At 53.3% G+C, this 20,360-nt stretch carries 20 protein-coding genes; 8 read left to right on the plus strand and 12 right to left on the minus strand.

Going from position 1 to position 20,360, the window contains the following annotated elements:
* The 9 genes from bamA to rpsB form a co-directional block, all read right to left on the minus strand.
* A partial coding sequence (gene bamA / locus AC3DKE_RS02230) for an outer membrane protein assembly factor BamA (protein ID WP_487989945.1) occupies nucleotides 1-1,565 on the minus strand: 1,565 nt, incomplete at its 3' end.
* A 13-nt stretch (nucleotides 1,566-1,578) separates the two neighbouring features.
* Entirely contained in the window at nucleotides 1,579-2,940 is a 1,362-nt protein-coding gene (gene rseP, locus AC3DKE_RS02235; RefSeq protein ID WP_340676434.1) for an RIP metalloprotease RseP, read from the minus strand.
* Nucleotides 2,941-2,954: 14 nt separating this feature from the next.
* Nucleotides 2,955-4,187, minus strand: coding sequence for a 1-deoxy-D-xylulose-5-phosphate reductoisomerase (gene ispC, locus AC3DKE_RS02240; protein WP_340676433.1), 1,233 nt, complete (start codon nucleotides 4,185-4,187; stop codon nucleotides 2,955-2,957).
* Nucleotides 4,188-4,190: 3 nt separating this feature from the next.
* Nucleotides 4,191-5,000 (minus strand): phosphatidate cytidylyltransferase, encoded by an 810-nt coding sequence (locus AC3DKE_RS02245; RefSeq protein WP_340676432.1) that lies wholly within the window; start codon nucleotides 4,998-5,000, stop codon nucleotides 4,191-4,193.
* Entirely contained in the window at nucleotides 4,993-5,769 is a 777-nt protein-coding gene (gene uppS / locus AC3DKE_RS02250) for a polyprenyl diphosphate synthase (RefSeq protein ID WP_484216866.1), read from the minus strand. Before uppS ends, AC3DKE_RS02245 begins: the two co-directional genes overlap by 8 nt.
* Nucleotides 5,770-5,772: 3 nt before the next feature.
* On the minus strand, nucleotides 5,773-6,327 hold the full coding sequence (frr, locus tag AC3DKE_RS02255) for a ribosome recycling factor (RefSeq protein ID WP_340676430.1): 555 nt from the start codon (nucleotides 6,325-6,327) through the stop codon (nucleotides 5,773-5,775).
* Nucleotides 6,328-6,340: 13 nt separating this feature from the next.
* Nucleotides 6,341-7,063 carry a UMP kinase gene (pyrH, locus tag AC3DKE_RS02260; RefSeq protein ID WP_340676429.1) on the minus strand — a complete coding sequence of 241 codons (723 nt, stop codon included), beginning with the start codon at nucleotides 7,061-7,063 and terminating at the stop codon, nucleotides 6,341-6,343.
* A 109-nt stretch (nucleotides 7,064-7,172) separates the two neighbouring features.
* On the minus strand, nucleotides 7,173-8,054 hold the full coding sequence (tsf, locus tag AC3DKE_RS02265; protein ID WP_340676428.1) for a translation elongation factor Ts: 882 nt from the start codon (nucleotides 8,052-8,054) through the stop codon (nucleotides 7,173-7,175).
* Between the two features lie 27 nt (nucleotides 8,055-8,081).
* Nucleotides 8,082-8,822, minus strand: a complete 741-nt coding sequence (rpsB, locus tag AC3DKE_RS02270) for a 30S ribosomal protein S2 (RefSeq protein ID WP_340676427.1) — start codon at nucleotides 8,820-8,822, stop codon at nucleotides 8,082-8,084.
* A 255-nt stretch (nucleotides 8,823-9,077) separates the two neighbouring features.
* On the opposite strand from rpsB, the gene map reads away from it, so the two are divergent.
* The 8 genes from map to AC3DKE_RS02310 all read left to right on the plus strand — a co-directional run bounded on the left by map (nucleotide 9,078) and on the right by AC3DKE_RS02310 (nucleotide 18,331).
* Nucleotides 9,078-9,872 carry a type I methionyl aminopeptidase gene (map, locus tag AC3DKE_RS02275; protein ID WP_487989948.1) on the plus strand — a complete coding sequence of 265 codons (795 nt, stop codon included), beginning with the start codon at nucleotides 9,078-9,080 and terminating at the stop codon, nucleotides 9,870-9,872.
* Nucleotides 9,869-12,493 (plus strand): [protein-PII] uridylyltransferase, encoded by a 2,625-nt coding sequence (gene glnD, locus AC3DKE_RS02280; RefSeq protein WP_379069840.1) that lies wholly within the window; start codon nucleotides 9,869-9,871, stop codon nucleotides 12,491-12,493. Before map ends, glnD begins: the two co-directional genes overlap by 4 nt.
* Nucleotides 12,494-12,532: 39 nt before the next feature.
* Complete coding sequence (gene dapC / locus AC3DKE_RS02285) at nucleotides 12,533-13,732, plus strand: succinyldiaminopimelate transaminase (RefSeq protein ID WP_487989951.1); 1,200 nt, start codon at nucleotides 12,533-12,535, stop codon at nucleotides 13,730-13,732.
* 32 nt (nucleotides 13,733-13,764) lie between these two features.
* Complete coding sequence (gene dapD / locus AC3DKE_RS02290) at nucleotides 13,765-14,589, plus strand: 2,3,4,5-tetrahydropyridine-2,6-dicarboxylate N-succinyltransferase (protein WP_340676423.1); 825 nt, start codon at nucleotides 13,765-13,767, stop codon at nucleotides 14,587-14,589.
* Between the two features lie 26 nt (nucleotides 14,590-14,615).
* Nucleotides 14,616-15,530, plus strand: coding sequence for a sulfate adenylyltransferase subunit CysD (gene cysD / locus AC3DKE_RS02295; RefSeq protein WP_340676422.1), 915 nt, complete (start codon nucleotides 14,616-14,618; stop codon nucleotides 15,528-15,530).
* Nucleotides 15,530-17,185, plus strand: a complete 1,656-nt coding sequence (gene cysN / locus AC3DKE_RS02300; protein WP_487989954.1) for a sulfate adenylyltransferase subunit CysN — start codon at nucleotides 15,530-15,532, stop codon at nucleotides 17,183-17,185. Before cysD ends, cysN begins: the two co-directional genes overlap by 1 nt.
* 3 nt (nucleotides 17,186-17,188) lie before the next feature.
* Nucleotides 17,189-17,521: an ArsC/Spx/MgsR family protein gene (locus AC3DKE_RS02305; RefSeq protein ID WP_411730301.1), complete on the plus strand. Its 333-nt coding sequence runs from the start codon at nucleotides 17,189-17,191 to the stop codon at nucleotides 17,519-17,521.
* Nucleotides 17,522-17,614: 93 nt separating this feature from the next.
* Nucleotides 17,615-18,331, plus strand: a complete 717-nt coding sequence (locus tag AC3DKE_RS02310) for an SIMPL domain-containing protein (RefSeq protein WP_340676419.1) — start codon at nucleotides 17,615-17,617, stop codon at nucleotides 18,329-18,331.
* Between the two features lie 88 nt (nucleotides 18,332-18,419).
* Here AC3DKE_RS02310 and AC3DKE_RS02315 read toward each other — a convergent pair whose 3' ends face one another.
* From AC3DKE_RS02315 to recO, 3 genes are read right to left on the minus strand one after another with little or no spacing between them, the layout of a single operon-like run.
* Nucleotides 18,420-18,872, minus strand: a complete 453-nt coding sequence (locus AC3DKE_RS02315) for a DUF6882 domain-containing protein (RefSeq protein ID WP_484216868.1) — start codon at nucleotides 18,870-18,872, stop codon at nucleotides 18,420-18,422.
* On the minus strand, nucleotides 18,869-19,627 hold the full coding sequence (gene pdxJ / locus AC3DKE_RS02320) for a pyridoxine 5'-phosphate synthase (protein ID WP_487989957.1): 759 nt from the start codon (nucleotides 19,625-19,627) through the stop codon (nucleotides 18,869-18,871). Before pdxJ ends, AC3DKE_RS02315 begins: the two co-directional genes overlap by 4 nt.
* A complete protein-coding gene (recO, locus tag AC3DKE_RS02325; RefSeq protein WP_340676416.1) occupies nucleotides 19,624-20,358 on the minus strand; it encodes a DNA repair protein RecO in 735 nt (244 codons plus the stop codon). The genes pdxJ and recO overlap by 4 nt, the downstream gene beginning before the upstream one ends.
* Between the last annotated feature and the right edge of the window lie 2 nt (nucleotides 20,359-20,360).

Below are 20,360 nucleotides of genomic sequence, written 5' to 3' on the forward strand. Positions count from 1 at the left end.
AAGCTGATATTGCCGCCCATCGAGTCAGTGGCGTAGTTGCTAATGTTCAAGTTATCGAACTTAGTTTGGCGCAAATACACGTTAAAACCGCGGCTAATGCCTTCAGGCGTGTAGTACGGATTTAAATAGGAAAAGTTATAGGAGTCGCGAATATCCGAGCGGTTCAAACCAATGGATACACGGTTACCTGTACCCAAAAAGTTGGTCTGACTTACGCTGGCACCGAACACCACACCGGCGTTTTGCGAATAACCAACGCTGGCTGAAATCGAGCCCGATGGCTGCTCAACCACGGCAACATTGACGTCGACTTGGTCGGTTGTGCCTGGCACACGGACGTTTTCACTTTTCACTTCACCAAAGAAGCCCAAGCGCTCTAAACGCACTTTCGACAGGTCAATTTTCTCACCCGATGCTTGCGCACCTTCAAATTGACGCATCTCTCGGCGTAACACTTGGTCATCGGTTTTTAAGTTGCCGGTAAAGTTGATGCGACGTACCGACATCACGCGATTGGGATTGATGTAGTAGACCAATTTAGCGGTTTTGGTGGCGTCATCAAGCTCAGGAACGCCTTGTACATCGGCAAATAAATAGCCTTCACGACCTAAACGACGATTGATGATATCGCTAGTTAGAGTGACAATTTTTTGTGAGTACGTTTGACCAGGCTGAGTCAGCAATAACGGCTTTAATTCGCTTTCAGGCACGGGGAATTCACCGGCCATTCGCACGTCGCCGACTTTATATAAGTCGCCTTCTTTTACGTTGATATCAATGTAGACCTGATCTTTATCGGGCGACAAACTGACCTGTGTTGAGGCCACATTGAAGCGCAAGTAACCACGATCGAGATAGTAGCTACGCAGAGTTTCTAAGTCGGCACTAAGCTTTTCGCGCGAGTACTTATCATCGCCATAAATAAATGACAGCAGATGGCTGGACTGAAGCTGCAGTTGCTTGAGCAGCTCGGCATCATCAAACACATCATTGCCGTTAACGCTAATACGCTTAATACGCGCAGTGTCACCTTCTTTGATGTCGATGGTTACGGCAACACGGTTACGCGGCAATGGCTTGGCTGTGGCAGTAACAACGGCACCATAGCGGCCTTGAGCTGCATATTGGCGCTGTAATTCTAGCTTGACCTGATCAAGTGCGGCGCGTTTGTAAACCTCGCCCTCGCCCAAACCAATCGACTTTAAGCCTTTGATGAGATCGTCTTTGCCGATCGACTGGTTACCTTTGAGCTCAATGCTGGAAATGCTAGGGCGCTCAACCACACGCACAATCATGTCGTTGCCATCGCGCAGCACTTGCACATCTTCAAACTGACCAGATGCAAACAGCGCACGCACGGAGTCAGCGCCACGTTCATCGGTCAGCATGCTGCCGCTGGAAACCGGCAGCAAGGCATAGACACTAGCGGCTGATAAGCGACCCAAGCCTTCTAGTCGAATGTCTTTGATGACAAAGCTTTCGGCATGGACAGGGGCACTGATCAAGGCAGCGGCCAAAGGTAATAAAGCAAAAGCGGGCCACGATGGCCGAAGCGGATTGATCACTCAGTATTTCCCGTCAAAACAAGCGGCGTATGTCGTTTAAAATGGCCAGCAGCATGACACTACCCATGATGGCGACCCCAACACGCAAACCAAACTGTTGCACAGCCTCCGGTAACGGACGGCGCCAGACAGCCTCGATGGCGTAATACAGTAAATGCCCCCCGTCCAATACGGGAATAGGCAGTAAATTTAACACCCCTAAGCTCACGCTCAGCAATGCCATAAAACCGAGCATGGCTTGCCAGCCAATATCTGCAGTTTGGCCTGCGACTTTAACAATGGTAATCGGCCCACTCAAGGCATCAATACCAATCAGTCCGGTAACCATTTTGCCTAATGACGACAGCGACAAGCTAATCAAGTGCCCAGTTTTGTTTAACGAAGCAAATAACGCGTCAACTGGACCTAGGTTGGCATTGCGACGATAACTGGCTGGAATATCGACTGGCGCCTCTGCTACACCGACGCCCAAACGGCCACGCGAGCCATTCATCGCGGAGCGATCAAGCTCGGGCGTCACGGTTAAGACGATGGTTTCACCGTCGCGAACCAAGTCCCAGGTCATGGCTTTATCGGGGCTGGCAACAATGGACTCAACAATCTCAGCCCATTGCGCAATGGCTTGGCCATCGATACGCAAAATGCGGTCTTGCGCTTGCAGACCGGCGCGATCGGCGGGACTACCTTCTTGCACCACACCAATAATCGGTGGCATTACCGGCGTCCATGGCAGCATGCCGAGCTCGCGATATGGGTCAGCATCTGCGCCAGATAAATACTTATTCAGCGTGAGTGTGCGCTCTTGCGTGCTAGTGGCACCGCTTGGGCGTACCTCAAGACTTAATTTTCCGGACTCGCCCATATGGTCGATAAGCGCATAAGTTGATGACTCCCAGTTATTCACTGAGCGCTCACCAATGCGCATTAGCTCGTCGCCAGGCTGCATGCCGGCCATGGCTGCGGGGCTATCGGGTAATACGCGGCCCACGATGGGACGCAGACCGCCATCACCTTGCATGAATAGGAACCAATACAGCACGACAGCAAGTAATAGGTTAATAGCTGGGCCAGCGGCAACAATGGCCATACGCGCCCATACCGACTGACGATTAAACGCGCGCGGCTTTAGCGCATCCGGCACATCACCTTCACGCTCATCGAGCATGCGTACATAGCCGCCAAGCGGGATCATCGATAGCCGATACTCAACGCCGTCCTTAGCGGTACGACGCCACAACGCAGGGCCGAAGCCAATTGAAAATGTGAGTACTTGCACACCGCAACGGCGAGCAACCCAAAAGTGACCGAACTCATGAATCGCAATGAGTGGCCCTAGAACTAGGATGCCGGCGAGAACAATAGTAAGAAATGACATCTGTTTGTCCTCGTTTAGTCGCGTGGGTGATCTGGCAGCGACGCAATATATTTGGTCGCGCGTGCGCGGGCTTCTTGATCGGCAGACAGGATAGTAGCTAATTCGCTAGCCGGCCGCACGGGCATTTGCTGCATGACTGCCTCAATTACTACGGCAATGTCTTGAAAGACCAACTCGCCTGCTAAAAATGCAGCGACGGCAACTTCATTAGCGGCATTTAAAACGCAGGGCCAGGTGCCGCCAGCAGCTATCGCCTCACGCGCCAAGCGCAAACAAGGGAAACGCTCAGTGTCTGGCGCCATGAAGCTGAGATCGCCGAGGCGAGTAAAGTCTAATGGTGCAACACCTGAGTGCATGCGCTCAGGCCATGCCAAGGCATGCGCAATCGGGGTACGCATATCGGGCTGGCCCATCTGCGCCAATACAGAACCATCGGCATAGCGCACCATGGAGTGGATCACACTTTGCGGATGCACCACCACTTCGACCTGCTCAGGCTTTGCCGAAAATAACCAGCATGCCTCGATTAGCTCCAAGCCTTTATTCATCAAAGTTGCTGAATCTACAGATATTTTCTGGCCCATCGCCCAATTGGGATGTTTCACAGCCTGTGCAGGCGTGACTTGTGCAAGTTGCTCAGCGCTGGCATTTAAAAATGGCCCGCCGGATGCTGTTAAAATCAGTGACTCAATACCTGACTCTGCAAGACTGACCGGCGTGCCGTTGGGTAAACATTGAAAAATGGCATTGTGCTCGGAGTCGATGGGCAGCAAGGTCGCGCCGTGCTCAGTCACGGCCTCCATAAAGATCGCGCCCGACATTACCAAGGCTTCTTTATTGGCTAACAACACACGCTTTCCAGCACGCACGGCCGCCAAGGTTGGCAATAGGCCAGCAGCACCAACTATCGCTGCCATTACGGTGTCGACTTCTTCTGTTTGGGCTACTTCAGCCAAGGCATCTGCACCAAAGCGAACTTCAGTGCTTGGTGCTGAGCCTTTCAGCATGTCACGCAAGCGCTGTGCATCCGCCTCGCTGCCAACGACGGCAACCATCGGTTGCCAACGCTCACAAAGTGCCGCTAAAGCATCAATTTGCCGGTGCGCCGTAAGGGCATAAACGCGGTATCGCTCGGGATGACGCGCCAACACATCGAGCGTGCTCTGACCAATAGAGCCAGTTGCACCTAATAGCGTAATTGACTGCTGCTGTTGCGATTGCTGTTTTTGCTTAGGCAAATGGGGCATGAATTAGAAGCCACCCGCCAACCACCAACCTGCCATAAACACTGGGGCGGCTGCGGTAATGGAGTCGATGCGATCCAGCGCACCGCCATGGCCGGGGAAGATTTTACCGGAGTCTTTAATGCCCGCACGGCGCTTGGCCATGGATTCAAACAAATCTCCCAGCACCGACGCCAATACCGTCAATAAGGAAATGCTCATAAACAGCACTGAGCGCATCACATCTAAAGATAAATACGCAGTCACGCCGGCGATAATCAAACTAGTTAAAACTAGGCCACCGTATAAGCCCTCACGGGTTTTTGCAGGACTAACATTGGGCGCGAGCTTAACGCGACCAAAGCGTCGGCCGGCAAAATACGCACCGGTATCAGCGCCCCACACCAGCAGCAGCACATACATCAACCACCATGGTGATTGCGCGTGTAAAGCCACTAAACCAGCCCATGTCGGCAGCAATAAAAACAGACCAATAATGCTCAAACGCGCTGGTGTGTCCCACTGCTCAGCTTGTGTTGGATAACGCATTACCCAGCCCAAAGCGATCAACCACCCTAGCGTAGCTGCCACCATCAGCAGACCTGTATTGGTGTTGAAGCCCTGGTGCTGAAAATAAGCTAAACCAAAGGCTACCACTGCTATAAAAGCGAAGCGCTGAGCGTATGAGGTCAGGCGCATTAAGGCCGTCCACTCGTATGCCGCAATAAGTACCAATACGGTGGCAAATACTGGGAAGGCACCAATAACGCCACCAAAAACACACCATAAAACAATCGGCAGTAGTATCAGGGCGGTGATCACACGTTCTTTAAGCATGTAAGGCCTCTATTTGTTCTGATGTTCGGCCAAATCGGCGCTGGCGCTGGGCATAATCTTCCAGTGCAGCTTGCAGATGCTCATGGCCAAAGTCTGGCCATAGCGCATCGCTAAAATGCAGCTCGGCGTAGGCTGCCTGCCACAACACAAAATTACTGATACGCAACTCGCCACCAGTGCGAATTAGCAAATCTACTGGCGGCAAATCAGACATCTCCACCATCCCAGCTAAACGCTCAGGCGTGATATCTGCGGCTTTCAGCTCACCTTTTTCTACTTGTGCGGCAAGGCGCTGAGCGGCCTGCGCCATATCCCATTGGCCACCATAGTTCACCGCAATGATCAGTGTCATGCGTGTGTGATGTGCCGTTTTTGCCTCCGCAACCTGCATGCCGGCCTGCAGCTCACTGGAAAACGCGGAGCGATCGCCAATAAAGCGCAGGCGAATACGCGCACGATCAAGTTCTTGCACACGAGCATCGAGAGCAAATAAAAATAGCTGCATCAGAGCAGCAACTTCATCGGGTGGACGACGCCAATTTTCGCTAGAAAAAGCAAAAACAGTGAGCACATCAACAGGAACTTTTGCTGCCAATTCAACTACTTGGCGCAACGCCAGCTCGCCAGCGCGGTGACCTTCATTACCTGGTAACTCACGCAGCTTAGCCCAGCGATTATTGCCATCCATGATGATGGCAATATGGCGGGGCAAGCTCGTTGCAGTGGCTGCATCTGGCGCCACAGTCTCGGCAGGAGTCGAGGCTGTCATGACTTATACCTGCATCAACTCAGCTTCTTTGTCGGCCAACATTCGGTCGGCCTCCGCCACGCTTTTATCGGTGATTTTCTGAACTTCTTCGCTGGAGCGGCGCTCATCATCTTCAGAAATTTCTTTCTCTTTCTGCAGCTCTTTGATATCGGCTAAGACATCACGGCGAATGTTACGAATGGCGATTCGGGCGCCTTCAGTTTCATTGCGCGCGAGCTTTTGCATGTCTTTACGTGTCTGCTCGGTAAGCGCAGGCAGCGGCACGCGAATAACATCGGCAGTGACTGGGTTTAAGCCCAGGTTTGAGTTGCGAATGGCTTTATCGATGGCCGCCACCATGGTGCGCTCGTAAGGCTGCACGATGAGTGTGCGTGCGTCATCAACATTGACGTTAGCTACCTGCATCAGCGGCGTATCAGTGCCGTAGTAAGGCACCATGACGTCTTTCAGCATCGAGGGATGGGCACGGCCGGTGCGCACACGGCTAAACGCTTGCTCTAATGCATCGAGCGACTTACGCATACGAACCGCGCAGTCCTTTTTAAGATCTTCTAACATGGGGAGCTCCTACTCAACGAGTCACCAGAGTGCCTTCATGCTCACCGACAACGAGATTGAGCAAAGCACCTGGTTTATTCATATTGAAAACGCGTAGCGGCATATTGTGATCACGGCATAAGCAAATAGCCGTTAAGTCCATGACGCCAAGCTGTTTAGATAAGACTTCATCGAAAGTCAGTGTGTCGTACTTCACTGCATCCGGAAATTTCACCGGATCGGCATCGTAAATGCCATCCACTTTAGTGGCTTTAATCACGATATCAGCGGTGATTTCAATGCCGCGCAAACAAGCAGCGGTATCGGTTGTAAAGAATGGATTGCCTGTGCCGGCGACAAAGATACAGACATCGCCACCATGCAAATGGCGCACGGCAGCACGGCGATCGTAATGGTCAACAACGCCGCTCATGGGGATCGCCGACATCAGGCGAGTTTTGATGTTATTGCGCTCTAGCGCGTCGCGCATAGCGATACCGTTCATCACAGTTGCCAGCATGCCCATATGATCGCCAGCGACGCGATCAAGGCCAGCTTGCTGCAGCTCTGAACCGCGGAATAAATTACCGCCGCCAACCACAATGCCGACTTGCACACCAATACCGACTAACTGACCAATCTCCAAAGCCATACGCTTCAGTACTTTAGGATCGATTCCCACTTCGGCGCCGCCCGCTAAGGCCTCACCTGAGAGCTTGAGCAAAATGCGTTTGTGGGCCAAACGATGGTCAGTCATAGTGAATAAACCTCGGTAATGAAATCGCGCAATGCGCATTAAGTGGCGCAGAGTTTACCGCAAAAAAAGGCCCCAAAGAGGGGCCTTTTTCATATCACTGACGAGTTACTTACTTAGCAGCTGCAGCAGCGGCTTGAGTAGCGGCGACCTCAGCAGCAAAGTCGACCTCTTTCTTCTCAATGCCTTCACCTACTTCTAAGCGAATAAAACGTGTCACGGTCAAACCAGCTTTGGCCAATACGGCGCCAACTTTCTGATCGGGATCGATGACAAAGGCTTGCTCAGTCAATGACACTTCACCTTTGAATTTCTTCAGCGTGCCTTCCACCATTTTTTCAACGATGTTGGCAGGCTTACCAGATTCAGCGGCTTTAGCGGCAGCAATTTCTTGCTCCTTCGCGAGCACTTCGGCTGGGATGTCTTCAGCGTTAATCACTAATGGATTGCTAGCGGCAACGTGCATCGCCACTTGCTTGCTGATTTCGTCGTCGGCTTTGTTGAAAGCCACGATGACACCAATTTTCAGGCCGTGCACATAAGTCGCCAGGGCTGCGCCTTCAACGATTTCGGCACGACGAACTTGGATGTTTTCACCGAGCTTTTGCACCAACAACACGCGCGCTTCTTCAACGCTCATGCCATCGAAAGCCAATGCTGCGATTTTCTCAGCATTGGTTTCACGAGCAGCCAGTGCAATGCCAGCCACTTTGTTGGCAAATGCTGTGAAGCTAGCATCGCGAGCAACAAAGTCAGTCTGACAGTTCACTTCTAAAGCGATAGCGGTATTGCCGTCGGCGGCCAAAATAATGGCACCTTCCGCAGCAATATTGCCGGCTTTCTTAGCAGCTTTGGCTTGGCCTGATTTACGCAGGTTATCAATAGCTAGCTCAATATCGGCATCGGCTTCTTGCAGTGCTTTTTTGCACTCCATCATGCCAAGACCGGTACGCTCACGTAGTTCTTTCACCAAACTGGCGGTAACAACTGCCATGGTTTATCCCCCTAATTCGTCAAACAATTACTCAGCAGCGGCGACTTCAACAAAACCATCGGCTTCACGACCGCCTTGTGTCGAGGCATAGTCGCGGCCTTCGATGATGGCGTCAGCCATTGAGCTGACATACAGCGTGATGGCGCGGATAGCGTCGTCGTTACCGGGAATGACATAGTCAATGCCGATTGGGTTGGAGTTGGTGTCGACCACGCCAATGACTGGAATGCCAAGCTTGCGGGCTTCAGCAATCGCTGTGGCTTCGTGATCAACGTCGATGACGAACATGGCATCGGGCAAGCCGCCCATGTCTTTAATGCCACCGAGTGATTTTTCTAGTTTTACCATTTCGCGGGTGCGTTCAAGCGCTTCACGCTTGGTCAGCTTGGCGAAAGTACCGTCAGCGATTTGCGCTTCGATATCTTTCAGACGCTTGATGGACTGGCGAATGGTTTTCCAGTTAGTCAGCATGCCGCCTAACCAACGGTGGTTTACATAAGGCATGCCAGCGCGAGCTGCTTGTTCAGCAATGATCGGAGCTGCAGCGCGCTTGGTGCCAACAAACAATACTTTGTTTTTCTGGCTGGCCAAACGGTTGACGAAATTCAAGGCATCGTTCAGTGCAGGAACGGTGTGCTCTAAGTTGATGATGTGAATTTTGTTACGTGCACCGAAGATGTACGGTGCCATTTTGGGGTTCCAGAAACGGGTCTGGTGACCAAAGTGTGCGCCTGCTTGTAGCAGTTCGCGCATGGAAACTTGTGCCATGAGGTGTGACTCCATTGGGTTTAACTTCCATCGACCCCAGAATACCGACCCACTTTTCTCAGTGGGCACCCGGTAGCTGTGTCGGCCGATGTGCTTATTTGGATTTCGCTCTTAACCATTTTGCGCTGGGGCTGTACCCTATGCGGCCTACAGCAACACCTGTGCAATTTGCTCAAAAGCGGCGCGCTTTATACCATAGCCGCCTCTTGCTCTCAACCGCCACGCGTAAATTCGCTAGGCGCAATTGGAAAGACTATGACCACGCTGATTAAAACTGCCGACGAAATTGCCAAAATGCGCATCGCTGGGCGCTTAGCCGCCGATGTACTCATGATGATTGGTCCATACGTAAAGCCGGGCGTAACCACCGATGAGATCAACCAGATCTGCCATGACTATATTGTTAATGCGCAGCAGGCGATCCCTGCCCCGCTAAACTATCGCGGCTTTCCAAAAAGCGTCTGCACCTCGGTAAATCACGTTATTTGCCACGGCATTCCGGCCGAAAAGAAAGTGTTGAAAGACGGCGACATCATCAATATCGATGTCACGGTGATCAAAGATGGCTATCACGGCGATACCAGCAAAATGTTTTTTGTCGGCAACTCCTCGGTGCTAGCCGAGCGCTTGGTGAAGGTCACGCAAGAGTGTCTGTATAAAGCGCTAGCGCTGGTGAAGCCCGGCTGCACACTGGGCGATATTGGCCACGTCATTCAGCAACATGCGCAAGGCCAACGCTTCTCTGTGGTGCGCGAATATTGCGGCCATGGCATCGGTGCGGTGTTTCACGAAGAGCCGCAAATTTTGCACTACGGCAAGCCCAACACTGGTATGGCGCTGCAAGCTGGCATGACCTTTACCATCGAGCCGATGATCAACGCCGGCACGCACCACACCAAGTTGCTGCCCGACGGCTGGACCGTGGTCACTAAAGACCACAAATTATCGGCGCAATGGGAGCACACACTTTTGGTCACCGAGACCGGCGTGGAAGTACTCACCGCTCGTGCAGATGAAGACTTAAGCTTTCTTGCCGATACCGCCGCATGAGCGCCATTTCGGCGGCGACACTAAACGCCACGCATGACAAGGCACAATTGAAAGCTGCCTTGGCTCAGCTTTTCGAACGCTTTGACCAAGGCCGCGACGTGCGCTTATTGGTGCGCGAATGGGCCGCCGCTATCGATGAAGTGTTGCGCGATGCGTGGTTGGCGCTAAGCCTAGATAAAGCTCATGACTTGAGCCTGCTGGCCGTCGGCGGCTATGGCCGCGCCGAGCTACTACCGCAATCCGATGTCGATGTCTTAGTGTTGCATCGAGAAGACAACCTAGATGAGACGCTGCAAGCCGCAGTAAGTGCATTCATCACCTATTTGTGGGATTTAGGTCTCGATGTCGGCTCTAGCGTGCGCTCGCTCAGCGACTGCGTTCGCCTTGCCACCGACGACATCACCATCGCGACAAACCTCATGGAGTCACGCACCTTAGTTGGTGAAGCTACACTGCGCGACGACATGCTGCGCGTTACTGGGCCAGACCAGCTTTGGCCAGGAAAAGCTTTTTTTATTGCTAAGCGCGATGAGCAAATCGCTCGCCACGGCAAGCACAACAATACCGAATACAACCTTGAGCCCGACCTTAAAAACGCACCAGGCGGCCTTCGCGATATCCAAACAATTGGCTGGGTTGCCAAGCGCCATTTCGGCGCCGACACCTTGCGCGGCCTCATCGCTCACGGTTTTTTAACGGAAGCCGAGTTCGATGAAATTGATGCCTGCCAATGCGTGCTTTGGCGTTTTCGTTTTGCTCTCAACAAGATTAGCCATCGTAACGAAACCCGCATTTTATTTGATTATCAGCGCCATATTGCCGAACTTTTTGGCTATACCGACACCGTAGCCAACCGTGGTGTTGAACAGCTGATGCAGGATTATTATCGCGCCGCTACGCGCATCTCCATGCTCAATGAGTTGCTGCTGCAATACTTCGAGGAGGCTATTTTAGGTCACGCCGAAGATGATGAAATCATCCCCATCAACAATCGCTTTCAGATTCGTGATGGCGCTATTCAAGTCACCAGTGAAGATGTATTTCGCCGTACGCCATCGGCACTGCTCGAGGTTTTCGTATTGCTCGGTGAGCGCGCGGAAGTGCACAAAGTACGCGCCAGCACCATCCGTTTGATCATGCAGCACCTGCCACTTATCGACGATAAGTTCCGCAATGACATTCGCAATAAGTCGTTGTTTATGGAACTGATGCGCTGCCGCACGGCGCTATTTTCATCGCTGCGGAAAATGAAGCGCTATGGCGTACTAGGGCTTTATATTCCGGCCTTCGGCGCCATTATTGGCAAGATGCAGTACGACCTTTTCCACATCTACACGGTCGATGCGCACACTTTATTGGTGCTGAAAAATATGCGGCGCTTTCGCTACGCCGAAATGGAGGAGCGTTTCCCTGTTGTTGCGCAAGTGGCCAACAATCTGCCGAAGATTGAACTGCTGTATTTGGCAGGCTTGTTTCATGACATCGCCAAAGGCCGCGGCGGCGATCACTCTGAATTAGGCGCAGTCGACGCTTACGATTTCTGCATTAATCATGGTCTAGGCAAATGGGATGCCGGCCTAGTGTCGTGGCTGGCGCTAAACCATTTGGTGATGTCGGTGACGGCGCAGAAAAAAGACGTTTCCGACCCCGATGTGATTAACGAGTTTGCGCAAAAAGTTGGCGATGTCGTGCATTTGGATTATCTCTATTCGCTCACCGTTGCCGATATTTGTGCGACCAACCCAACGCTGTGGAACTCTTGGCGCGCCTCGCTTTTACGCCAGCTCTATATGCAAACCAAGCAAGCTTTGCGCCGCGGCTTAATCAACCCCATTGCTAAGCCGGAATGGGTCACGCAAGCACGCGCCAATGCGCTGGATATTTTGCTTGCCCAAGGCGTTAAGGCCGATGCCGTCAATTCGCTCTGGGAACATTTGGGCGATGACTACTTCCTGCACGAGGCGGCAGAAGATATTGCCTGGCACACCGAAGCCATGCTTGCCCACTCACACGAGGCCGGCCCTTTGGTGCTGGTGCGCGAAAACCATAACGGCCAATACGATGGCGCGACGCAGATCTTTGTTTATACGCGCGATATGCCAAACCTATTTGCTGCCACCGTGGCTGAGCTCGACCAGCTCAACCTCACCGTTATGGACGCGCGCATTATCACCTCGACCAGCCGCTATTCACTCGATAGCTATGTTGTGCTCGATGAAAATGGCCAGCCCATTAATGATCCCGTGCGCCTCAAACACCTAGGTGCGCATCTGCGCGAGGCACTGGCGGAACCCGATGAGTTTCCAACCTTGGTGCAACGCCGCCTGCCGCGCCAGCTCAAGCATTTCGACGTGCGCACCGATGTCCGCCTAAGCAATGACTTAGCTAACCAACACACCGTAGTTGAAATTGTCGCGCTCGATCGCCCCGGCCTGCTGGCGCATATTGGCCGCATTTTCATGGAGCATAAGGTCAATCTACAAAATGCCCGCATCGCCACCTTAGGCGAGCGTGCCGAAGATATATTCTTTCTCACCGACAGTGAGCAACAGCCGATTTCTGACCCTGAGTTATGCGAGCGCTTATGTGATGCGCTGCGCACTCAGCTCGACGCACGCTAAGCCCAGCACTAGTGAAGACTTTTTGAATATGAGAGCCGCATGAACCCAGACTTAGCGTTGCTGCATCCCTACCCGTTTGAGAAGCTGAGCAAGCTCTTCGCTAATCACAGTGCGCCGGCCGGCCTTAAGCCGATTGCGCTGTCGATTGGCGAGCCGCGCCATCCAGCCCCTGCATTTGCCGTTGAAGCGCTGCGTGATGGCTTAGCGGGCTTGTCGACCTATCCCAGCACGCTTGGTCTGCCCGTCATTCGTGAGGCCATTGCTGAATGGTTATGTGGCCGATTTCAGCTGCACGAGGTTAATCCCGCCACACAGGTATTACCCGTTAACGGCACGCGCGAGGCCCTGTTTGCCTTAGCTCAAGCGGTGATTGATCGTGGTGTCAGTGGCGACAAGCCTTTGGTACTCATGCCCAATCCGTTTTACCAAATTTATGAAGGCGCGGCGCTGCTTGCCGGAGCCGAGCCCTATTTCCTTTCCTGCACCGAAGCCAGCGCCTTTCAGCCAGACTTCGATGCTGTACCTGAAAGCGTGTGGCAGCGCACACAACTGATTTATCTATGCACACCCGGCAACCCCACTGGCGCGCTACTCAGCATGGAGACCCTAAAAAAGCTCATCGCGCTCAGTGATCGCTACGGCTTCATCATCGCCTCCGACGAGTGTTACTCCGAGATTTATCGCGATGAGGCCGTACCGCCTGTAGGTCTGCTACAAGCGTGTGCATCGCTTGCGCGAGATGATTACCGCAACTGCGTGGTGTTTCATTCGTTATCGAAACGCTCAAATTTACCCGGCCTGCGCTCCGGCTTTGTTGCTGGCGATGCCAACGTGATGAGCGCATTTCTGCGCTATCGCACCTACCATGGCTCAGCCATGCCAGTACAACATCAGCAAGTTTCTGCAAAGGTCTGGCGCGATGAGGCCCATGTGCGCGACAATCGCGCCCGATACAACGCCAAGTTCGCCCAAGTTTTCGACATTCTCAACCCGGTATTGCCCCTGCATGCGCCAGACGCTGGCTTTTATTTCTGGGCGAAGACACCTGGTTCAGATGAAGACTTTGCTCGCGAACTGCATGCACAACAAGCAGTTACTGTGCTGCCCGGCCGCTATTTGGCACGTGCTGATGAACACGGTCATAACCCCGGCGAAGGCTATGTGCGCATGGCCTTAGTGGCGAGCCTCGACGAATGCATCGAAGCCGCTGAACGAATTCGTGACTTTATGACGCGCTAAATGCCGTCGCAATTTTTGATTTGGAGATAACCATGAGCTTAGCCCAACTGATCGAAGACGCCTTTGAGCGCCGTGCCGAATTTTCCCCAAGCAACGCACCACAAGAAGTACGCGATGCTGTCGTGCAAGCCTTGGACATGCTCGACAATGGCAGCGCACGCGTAGCCGAAAAAGTCGACGGCGAATGGATCGTCAATCAATGGCTGAAAAAAGCTGTGCTGCTATCGTTCCGCCTCAATGACAATATCCCTGTGCCCGCCGGCGGCGGCATGCAGTTTTACGACAAAGTACCGACCAAATTTGCCGACTGGAATGCCGCGCAATTCGAAGCCTCGGGCATCCGCGTAGTGCCACCAGCCGTCGCACGCCGTGGCAGCTTTATCGCGCGTAATACCGTACTCATGCCCTCCTACGTCAACATCGGCGCTTACGTCGATGAGGGCTCAATGGTTGATACCTGGGCTACTGTCGGCTCATGCGCTCAGATCGGCAAAAACGTTCACCTCTCCGGTGGCGTTGGCATTGGCGGCGTGCTCGAACCACTGCAAGCCAACCCCACCATCATCGAAGATAACTGCTTCATCGGCGCTCGCTCAGAAGTCGTTGAAGGCGTGATTATCGGTGAAGGCTCAGTGCTTTCGATGGGCGTTTTCATTGGCCAATCGACCCCAATTTATGATCGCGAAACTGGCGAAATTAGCTATGGTCGCGTGCCGGCTGGCTCAGTGGTCGTGCCCGGCTCATTGCCACGCGACAACGGCCGCTACAGCCTGACCTGCGCCGTCATTGTGAAAAAAGTCGACGCGCAAACGCGCAGCAAAACCAGCATTAACGACCTGCTCCGTTTAGTAGATTAAGAGTCTTTTTAGAGGAATATTCGCGCATGACGCTTTCAGCACATCGCATGACTCACCTCAAGGCACTTGAGGCCGAGTCTATTCATATCATTCGTGAGGTTGCCGCCGAGTTCGACAACCCCGTGATGCTTTACTCCATCGGCAAAGATTCGACGGTGATGTTGCACCTCGCGCGTAAAGCCTTTGCACCCGGCAAGCCGCCATTTCCCTTGATGCACGTGAATACCACGTGGAAGTTCAAGGAAATGATCGAGTTTCGCGACCGCATGGCCAAAGAGGCTGGCATGGAATTGATCTCGCATACCAACCAAGAAGGCGTGGCAGCGAACATCAACCCATTCGATCACGGCAGCTCGAAATACACCGATATTATGAAAACTCAGGCCTTAAAACAGGCGCTGAACATGCACGGCTTCGATGCCGCTTTTGGCGGTGCGCGCCGCGATGAAGAGAAATCACGTGCGAAAGAGCGTGTGTACTCCTTCCGCGACAAGAACCATCGCTGGGATCCTAAAGTGCAGCGTCCTGAATTGTGGAACCTCTACAACGGCCGCATCAACAAGGGTGAGTCAATTCGTGTTTTCCCGTTGTCGAACTGGACTGAGCTCGACATTTGGCAATACCTATATCTCGAGCAAATTGAAATCGTGCCACTGTATTTGTCAGCACCACGCCCTGTCGTAGAGCGCGACGGTATGTTGATCATGGTCGATGACGAACGCCTGCCGCTGCGCGAAGGCGAAGTGCCGATGATCAAAAATGTGCGCTTCCGCACGCTGGGCTGCTACCCATTAACCGGCGCAGTTGAATCTGATGCCGCCACACTGCCCGAGATCATTCAAGAGATGCTGGTTACCCGCACCTCGGAACGCTCTGGCCGTGCCATTGACCACGATGAATCGGGTTCGATGGAAAAGAAAAAACGCGAAGGCTATTTCTAATGATCATTGAAAGTATCGACAATATTCAGGATTACCTGCACCAGCACGAACACAAAGACATGCTGCGCTTTATCACCTGCGGCAGTGTTGATGATGGCAAATCGACCTTAATCGGCCGTCTGTTGCATGACTCAAAAATGATCTTCGAAGATCAGCTTGCCGCCATCACGCGTGACAGCGTTAAACATGGCACCACCGGTGAAGTCGTTGATTTAGCGCTACTGGTTGATGGTCTACAATCCGAGCGTGAGCAAGGCATCACCATCGATGTCGCTTACCGCTTCTTCGCCACCGATAACCGCAAATACATCATTGCCGATACTCCAGGCCATGAGCAGTACACACGTAATATGGCCACCGGTGCATCAACCGCCGATGTTGCTATTTTGCTTATCGATGCCCGCTATGGCGTGCAAGTACAAACTCGTCGCCATAGCTTTATTTGCTCGCTGCTCGGCATCAAGCATTTTGTTGTGGCCATCAATAAAATGGACTTGGTCGACTATAGCCAAGCTCGTTTTGATGAGATCAAAGCGGAATACGAAGCCTTTGTCGCGCCGCTGAATGTGCCCGATATTCACTACGTGCCGATGTCGGCGCTGCTAGGCGAAAACGTCGTTAATGCCAGCACAAAAATGCCATGGTATGACGGCCAAGCGATGCTTGCGCTCTTAGACTCGTTGCCGCTGCAGCGTGACACCGCGCTCGATACACTGCGTCTGCCCGTGCAATACGTGAACCGACCTAACCTTAACTTCCGTGGCTTCTGCGGCACTATTGCTGCTGGCACGGTGACGCCGGGCATGGCGATTAAAGCGCTGCCATCCGGTAAAACCTCCACGGTAAAATCGATTGTGGTCTGGGAAGGTGAGCTGGCAGAGGCGTATGTCGGCCAAGCCATCACACTCACGCTCAATGACGAAATTGATATCTCTCGCGGCGATATGATTGTTGCCGCCGATGACACATTGACCATGGCGCATGGCTTTGAAGCGCACGTGGTGTGGATGCACGAGCAGGCCATGCAAGTTGGCAAAACCTACGACTTCAAGCTCGGCACCACCTTTACCAGTGGCCGTGTTACGGAGATCATTCATCAGATCGATGTCAACACGCTGGCCACTAGCCCTGCCGAGCAATTAACGCTCAATGGCATCGCCCTATGCCGCGTGCAGTTCACTCGCGCTGTCGCCTTCGATGCCTATAAAGACTGCCATGCCACCGGCAGCCTCATCATCATCGATCGCCTAAACAACATCACAGTCGGTGCCGGCATGATCAGCGCCCGCCTTGATGCTGGTGATGACAACGATACGCTAGTGCCGGTCACCACTGGTGATCGCGCCCGTCGCTTAGGCCAAGCCGCTGTGCGCATCGTCATTGAGGCGAGTGGCGCTCAGGCCCTAGCTGAGCAGCTTGAATCGGCGCTGTTCCAAGCAGGTGCACTACCGGCCATTGCCAGCGAAAGTGGCGTTGTTCACGCTCTACAAGGCGCTGGTGTGATCGTAATCGTGCCGGAAGAAGTCGTTGGCGAGCGCAGTGTGCGCGTGCGTGATGCCGGCACCAGCATTGCCCCACAACAGCTAGCTGTTAGCAACGCCGCTGCCGCCGCGCAGATTGTTGCACTGCTGCGCGAACAGCAGCTGCTGGGTTAAGCCATGCTCACGCTGATTGGCATTAAGGCCTGCGACAGCATGAAAAAAGCCGTGGTGCGTCTAGACGCGAGCACCACGGCCTACAATTTTCGTGATCTGAAAAAGCAGCCGCCTAGCCATGATGAAGTACTGCGCTGGTACGCGCTTGTTGGCGAGCCTCTGCTCAATAAGCGCGGCACTAGCTGGCGTAAACTCGATGCTGAGCGCCAAGCACTAGCTGCCAGCGCCGAAGGCATTGCCGAGCTAATCGTAGCCAATCCCAGCTTGATCAAACGCCCACTACTCGATGATGGCGAACAAGCCAGCGTAGGCCTCGAAAACCCACTTCTCCCCTAGTTGCTAAGGCCCGCTGGCGATTTATCTAGCGCCGTGTCATCGTTTCCGAGTCGAAACCGTCTTCTTGTAGATCTAATAATCTTGGAGAGCTCTATGGCCTCGTTCGCCGCCACACGTTTAAAACCTATCGGTCTTGTTCTGCTGATGGCAACTGTCTCGCTCCCGAGCTGGGCCGACGACAAGCTGCCCATGCAACGTGTGGACTTTCAAACTGAGGTCTCTCGCGTCTTGGCCAATGATCTGCTCAGCGCCAAACTGACCATCGAAGCAAATGACAAAGACCCCGTGTCTTTGGCAAAAACGTTGACTGAAGCAATGAACTTAAGCTTAGCGAAAGCAAAGCTTTATAAAACCGTGAAAGTCAGCACTGGCAACCAAAGCAGCTATCCGGTCTATACCCGTGCCCAGAAAATTGAAGGCTGGCGCGGCCAAGCCACATTAGAACTTGAGTCCACTGACTTTAAAGCGGCCAGCGAGCTGATCGCCAAGCTACAAAGTCATTTACAGCTGCGCAGCATAGATTTCACCGTAGCCGAAAGTACACGCCGTGCATTGGAAGACACGCTCACGCAGGAGGCCATTGCTGCCTTCCGCGACAAAGCCGCGTTGGTGACTAAGTCTTGGGGTGCTAAGCGCTACGACTTAGTGCAAATGAGCATAGGTTCGACTGGCAATGACTATCGCCCACCGATGATGATGCGCGCGATGGCAATGAAGGTAGAGTCAGATAGCGTGCCGACACAAGATATGGCCGGCGGCGAAAGCCGTGTGCGTATCACGGTCAATGGCAGCATCGAGCTCCAGCGCTAAGCTAAATTGATGCAATAAAAAACGGCCCGATGGTTTGCATCGAGCCGTTTTTTTTGGCGCTGAACGTGTGAGTTTCATGCCCGCTAAATCAATAGCGATGCAGCGCCAAAAATAACCAGGTGTCCCGGTTGCGCGCTCGAAAACAGCCATCAGCCTCGAGATACGCCACTGATGCCGCGGCTAACTCCCAGGCCATCGCGTCATCCACAGCAAAGGCTTCCGTGTCTGCGAAGCAATCGTAATCGGTCACAGCTTGCAGATTTTTTAACACCTCAGCGCTGTCGCGTGCGGCTTGCGGCAGTTTGCTATTGGCCCATGACCATTTCCAGGTTTCTTGCGCCGCAGCAAAAGTGCCGATGGCCGTCACACCAAAACACAGGCGCTCACCTGAGCCATCATTAAAACGAATTTTCGTGACTGCTGCATCGAGCTGCCAGCTCAGCTCAGCGAAGTCTGTATGTTCAGCAACGATGGCGGCTTGCTTAGCGGCAAGGGCTTGAGAGCAGGTGGTTAAATAGGCTTCAAACTGCTCGTCATTCATCGCGCCGCAAGCTCCGCTAAGAGTGCGTCGCGGCGCGCGTTTTGCATCAAGGTTTTCATCTCTTTGACGGCATTGCCCAGGCCGCTAAACAACGCATGCGAAATCAGTGCATGGCCAATATTAAGCTCATGAAAAGCAGAGATTGCCGCAATAGCTTGAGTGTTGTGATAGTGCAAACCATGACCCGCATTAACCACTAATTTACCAGCTGCGTACTCTGCCGCATCACGAATACGCTTGAGCTCAAAAGCCACTTGCTCCGGCGTTTGCGCATCGGCATAAGCACCGGTGTGCAGTTCAATCGTTGGCGCACCAGCACGAATGGCAGCATCGATTTGTGCCGGCTCCGGATCGATAAACAGCGACACATCCATGCCCTGACGCCCTAAGCGCTGGCAGGCGGCCTGCACACGGTCAAAGCCGGCGATGATGTCCAAGCCACCTTCGGTAGTCAGCTCTTCGCGCTTTTCTGGCACTAGACAAATATTGGCTGGTTTAATCTCTTCCGCGAAGCTGAGCATGGCCTCAGTCACGGCCATTTCTAAGTTCATCCGCGTTTGTAAAAGCTGCGATAGCAAACGCACATCACGTAGCTGAATGTGACGACCATCTTCGCGTGGATGCACGGTGATGCCATCGGCGCCATGCTCTTCGGCCACCAAGGCGGCATAGACCGGCTCAGGATAACGCGTGCCACGGGCTTGGCGCAGCGTTGCCACGTGATCAATATTCACGCCCAATAATACGTCGCTCATGTTGGCATCTCCGGCTTCGCACTGGCTTGCAGTGCAGCAAATAAATCTCTACTTTTCAATGGCTTGTCACCCAGTAATGGCGCTAAGGCACTACGATACAAGGCCTTAGCCAAGCGCAGACGGCTAAGTGTAGATAAATCCTCAGCATGCACCGCTAAAATATCTTCGCCCAAGCAAGCGCCGCGCTGGCCCTCACGCGCCTGCAACCAGCCGTGTTCAGGATAGTACTGATAATACTGCTGCGCTTGCAGTGGCTCGCCGCTCTCGGCCTCGCTGGTATTGCTAGCCCACTGCCCCATGCTTTCGAGTAACTGACGCTCAAAGCTGCGCAAAATCGGCGCAATGGCCTCAGCATCGGCTATCTCAAGCTCACTGAGCGCACCCAAAGCGCCGGCATAGGCAACAAAGAGTTCAGGTTGGGCTAGCTCGCGCGGTAATAAACGCACCAGTAGCTCATTCAAATAAAGCCCCGAAAACAGCGCCCCGCCCTGCAACGATAAAGCCTGCGATGTCGCCTCTAGCGCTGCCACAGCGCGCAACTCACTCTGGCCTGCTAGCTGAATAAAATAGGGCTGAAAAACACTGGGAACTTGCTGGCCTTTGCGCCGTGCACCGCGCGCAATGGCGGTGATACGGCCAAACTCTGGCAGAAATAAATCCGCCAAGACACTGGTTTCGCGATACGCGCGCGCATGCAAGACATACGCTGGATACCAGGTCTTTTCATTCATGA

This window comes from Paraperlucidibaca sp., from assembly GCF_982810325.1.

Bases quoted from the DNA above. Each gene is read 5' to 3' on its own strand.
- rseP (WP_340676434.1), bottom strand. From the start codon at position 2,940: ATGTCATTTCTTACTATTGTTCTCGCCGGCATCCTAGTTCTAGGGCCA.
- ispC (WP_340676433.1), bottom strand. From the start codon at position 4,187: ATGCCCCATTTGCCTAAGCAAAAACAGCAATCGCAACAGCAGCAGTCA.
- AC3DKE_RS02245 (WP_340676432.1), bottom strand. From the start codon at position 5,000: ATGCTTAAAGAACGTGTGATCACCGCCCTGATACTACTGCCGATTGTT.
- uppS (WP_484216866.1), bottom strand. From the start codon at position 5,769: ATGACAGCCTCGACTCCTGCCGAGACTGTGGCGCCAGATGCAGCCACT.
- frr (WP_340676430.1), bottom strand. From the start codon at position 6,327: ATGTTAGAAGATCTTAAAAAGGACTGCGCGGTTCGTATGCGTAAGTCG.
- pyrH (WP_340676429.1), bottom strand. From the start codon at position 7,063: ATGACTGACCATCGTTTGGCCCACAAACGCATTTTGCTCAAGCTCTCA.
- tsf (WP_340676428.1), bottom strand. From the start codon at position 8,054: ATGGCAGTTGTTACCGCCAGTTTGGTGAAAGAACTACGTGAGCGTACC.
- rpsB (WP_340676427.1), bottom strand. From the start codon at position 8,822: ATGGCACAAGTTTCCATGCGCGAACTGCTACAAGCAGGCGCACACTTT.
- map (WP_487989948.1), top strand. From the start codon at position 9,078: ATGACCACGCTGATTAAAACTGCCGACGAAATTGCCAAAATGCGCATC.
- glnD (WP_379069840.1), top strand. From the start codon at position 9,869: ATGAGCGCCATTTCGGCGGCGACACTAAACGCCACGCATGACAAGGCA.
- dapC (WP_487989951.1), top strand. From the start codon at position 12,533: ATGAACCCAGACTTAGCGTTGCTGCATCCCTACCCGTTTGAGAAGCTG.
- dapD (WP_340676423.1), top strand. From the start codon at position 13,765: ATGAGCTTAGCCCAACTGATCGAAGACGCCTTTGAGCGCCGTGCCGAA.
- cysD (WP_340676422.1), top strand. From the start codon at position 14,616: ATGACGCTTTCAGCACATCGCATGACTCACCTCAAGGCACTTGAGGCC.
- cysN (WP_487989954.1), top strand. From the start codon at position 15,530: ATGATCATTGAAAGTATCGACAATATTCAGGATTACCTGCACCAGCAC.
- AC3DKE_RS02305 (WP_411730301.1), top strand. From the start codon at position 17,189: ATGCTCACGCTGATTGGCATTAAGGCCTGCGACAGCATGAAAAAAGCC.
- AC3DKE_RS02310 (WP_340676419.1), top strand. From the start codon at position 17,615: ATGGCCTCGTTCGCCGCCACACGTTTAAAACCTATCGGTCTTGTTCTG.
- AC3DKE_RS02315 (WP_484216868.1), bottom strand. From the start codon at position 18,872: ATGAATGACGAGCAGTTTGAAGCCTATTTAACCACCTGCTCTCAAGCC.
- pdxJ (WP_487989957.1), bottom strand. From the start codon at position 19,627: ATGAGCGACGTATTATTGGGCGTGAATATTGATCACGTGGCAACGCTG.
- recO (WP_340676416.1), bottom strand. From the start codon at position 20,358: ATGAATGAAAAGACCTGGTATCCAGCGTATGTCTTGCATGCGCGCGCG.